3 protein-coding genes are annotated in these 3037 nt (G+C 44.6%); 2 read left to right on the top strand and 1 reads right to left on the bottom strand.

Features of this window, described 5'->3' with window-relative positions:
* The first annotated feature begins 33 nt into the window (after positions 1-33).
* Positions 34-876 carry a choline ABC transporter permease subunit gene (choW, locus tag CAG69_RS13395; protein ID WP_005392552.1) on the top strand — a complete coding sequence of 281 codons (843 nt, stop codon included), beginning with the start codon at positions 34-36 and terminating at the stop codon, positions 874-876.
* Positions 877-878: 2 nt separating this feature from the next.
* On the top strand, positions 879-2057 hold the full coding sequence (choV, locus tag CAG69_RS13390; RefSeq protein ID WP_161444628.1) for a choline ABC transporter ATP-binding protein: 1179 nt from the start codon (positions 879-881) through the stop codon (positions 2055-2057).
* A 103-nt stretch (positions 2058-2160) separates the two neighbouring features.
* Here choV and CAG69_RS13385 read toward each other — a convergent pair whose 3' ends face one another.
* Positions 2161-2817 (bottom strand): nitroreductase family protein, encoded by a 657-nt coding sequence (locus CAG69_RS13385; RefSeq protein ID WP_161444626.1) that lies wholly within the window; start codon positions 2815-2817, stop codon positions 2161-2163.
* Positions 2818-3037: the final 220 nt, after the last annotated feature.

The following is a 3037-nucleotide window of genomic DNA, read 5'->3' as shown; positions in this document are numbered from 1 at the left end:
TCATGCCCGCTTCATTAACACAAAGGTTTTATTTTGAATTTTATTACGGACAACAAACTACCGTTGGGCCAATGGATGGAAACTGGCGTCGATTGGTTAACCATCAATGCGTCGGGTTTCTTCGATGCAATCTCTATTACACTTGAAACGATCATTCTTTTCGTGGTGGATATTTTTAAATGGATGCCACCTGCAGCGCCAATCATTATGACGGCGGCAATTGCTTGGTTCTTACACCGCAGCATTCCGCTTGTTGTATTCATCGTGTTGGCCTTGCTCGCAATTCTCAACCTTGGTTACTGGCAAGAAATGCTGGAAACCTTTGTCCTTGTGTTTGCAGCGACAACGATTTCCGTATTAATTGGCGTGCCGTTGGGCATTATGGCGGCACACCGTCCTTGGTTATACACCTTGTTGCGACCAATCCTCGATTTGATGCAGACCGTGCCGACATTCGTTTACCTAATTCCAACCTTGGTTCTGTTTGGCTTAGGTATTGTCCCTGGCCTAATCTCGACCATCATTTTCGCTATCGCTGCGCCAATTCGATTGACGTACCTCGGTATTATTAAAGTGCCGGAGGAGCTACTTGAAGCGGGCAAAGCATTTGGTGCAAGCCGCATGAAGTTGCTGTTTAAGGTGGAATTACCTGCGGCATTACCAAGTATTATGGCCGGTGTTACGCAATGTATTATGTTGTCTCTGTCTATGGTGGTCATTGCGGCGCTTGTTGGTGCTGATGGACTTGGTAAGCCAGTCGTACGCGCACTGAATACCGTAAACATCTCGCAAGGTTTTGAAGCGGGTTTAGCGATTGTACTCGTCGCCATCATTCTTGACCGCTTGTGTAAAGCACCAAACCAGAAGGAGGCTTAATCATGGACGCTATTACTATTCAAAATCTTGATGTGGTTTTTGGTCTGCATCAGTCACAAGCGTTAGCACTACTAGACCAAGGCAAGTCTCGACAAGAAATCATCGACGAAACTGGCCAAGTGGTTGGGGTTGATAATGTTTCGCTGAACGTGAAACAGGGTGAGATCTGTGTTTTGATGGGGCTTTCAGGTTCGGGTAAATCAAGTTTGCTGCGAACAGTTAATGGGTTGAACGAAATTTCTCGTGGCTCTCTGAAAATTAAAGACGGCGACGACATGGTTGAGCTCTCTAACTGTGACGAACAGAAGTTGCGCCACCTTCGTACTCACCGCGTATCCATGGTGTTTCAGAAGTTTGCATTGATGCCATGGTTAACGGTATTAGATAACGTTGCGTTTGGTCTAGAAATGCAAGGCATTGGCAAAGCAGAGCGCCGTAAAAAAGCGCGTGAACAGCTCGAAATGGTCGGTTTGTCTGAGTGGGAAACGAAATTCCCGCACGAGCTCTCTGGTGGTATGCAGCAGCGTGTTGGCCTAGCGCGAGCGTTCGCGATGGACACAGATATCTTGTTAATGGATGAGCCGTTTTCAGCGCTTGACCCATTGATTCGTGCTCAGCTTCAAGATGAATTGATTCTGCTTCAAGAAAAGCTAAACAAAACCATTCTTTTTGTGAGCCACGACTTGGATGAAGCGCTTAAAATCGGTAACAACATCGCCATTATGGAATCAGGAAAGTTGATTCAACACGGCAAGCCAGAACAGATCATTCTTGCTCCAGAAAACGATTATGTGGCTGACTTTGTAGCCCACACTAATCCATTGAACGTACTTAAGGGACGCTCTTTGATGCGTGACGACTTAGTTCGTGAAGATGAGCGTGTTCTGATTTGCCCTGACAAAGATATTTGGGTGACCCAAGAGAGCAAAGGCTTAAGCTTAGCGGATACAGATAAGTCGTTGGTTCAATGGAAGAGCGATTCTTCGAACCTTGATGAGGTAAACGAAAATTCTCTGGTTCAGGTTAGCCCGGAAATCAGTATGCGAGAAGCGATTGAGCTTAAGCAGCGCAGCAATCAGCCTCTGCTTATGGTGGAGGACAACCAGTTAGTTGGTGTGTTAAGCGACAACGAGCTTTACGATGCATTGCTTGGTAACTTTAAGTCTGAGCAAGTGGCATAAAGTTAGAGTAGAGTTGAAGCCAAGCTAAAAAAGAGCCGCACATTAGTGCGGCTCTTTTTGGTTTAAACAATGAGTTAAGTAGTTAAGCTAAGGAAACGGTCGACTATAGAGTCGTAATTACATCATCCATCGCAAGGCGAGCTTTTGGTAGACCATGATTATAATCTTCCCCGTCTTTGTGATAGCCAATCGCCAGTGCAACTTCACAGACATGGCCTTCTAATTCTTCTTTGAATACTTCTCCAATCAGTGTTGGGTCTACACCTTCCATCGGCGTTGAATCAATGCCTAGTCGTGCCAATGTGTGTAGTAGGTTGCCTAGTGCCAAATAGACTTGTGCTTTTGTCCAGTTTCCGTTGAAGCCATTTTCGTCCGTATTTGCATCTGCAAAAGCGTAAGCACCCATAAAGTTGTTGTACATTTCCGCCGGTAGGTGGCCAGACGTTACTTCGGCATCCACACGTTTCGCGAACTTCTCTTTGGTGAAGTTTGGATCGTACGCAAAAAGAATCGTATGTGACGCGGCTTTAGCGTGTGGCTGGTTAAACTGGTGCATATTTGCAAACGTATCGTGGAAACGTTGCTTGGCCTCATCACTTTCAATCACGATGAATTTCCACGGTTGCGAGTTAATCGAAGACGCTGAAAGACGGAGTGCTTCTTTGATGATTGCTATATCTTCTTGAGAAACGCGTTTGGTTTCGTCGTATTTTTTAGCAGTGTAGCGGCTGTTTAGATCAGTAATGATTTGATGAGACACGTTTGTATCCTTTTTATTTTTGTGACAAATGAGGATGCGCTTAGCATCGACAACCATGCGTACCTCGAATATGGATTCATAATACGGGATATTTTTTCATTGATAAGAGGGCGTTTATTTGAATCACTTTTTACTTTTTATTGAAAATTGGCGTGCTTCATAGGGTTAGGCATCATCATTTAGATGCTTTTGATGATTATTAAATTACACTCATATTAAG

The sequence above is a fragment of the Vibrio sp. V43_P6S15P86 genome (assembly GCF_009904725.1).
In the GTDB taxonomy this organism is placed as follows: domain Bacteria; phylum Pseudomonadota; class Gammaproteobacteria; order Enterobacterales; family Vibrionaceae; genus Vibrio; species Vibrio diabolicus.
Note: the sequence above shows the minus strand (reverse complement) of the source record. Positions and strands in the feature narration are given on the sequence as shown.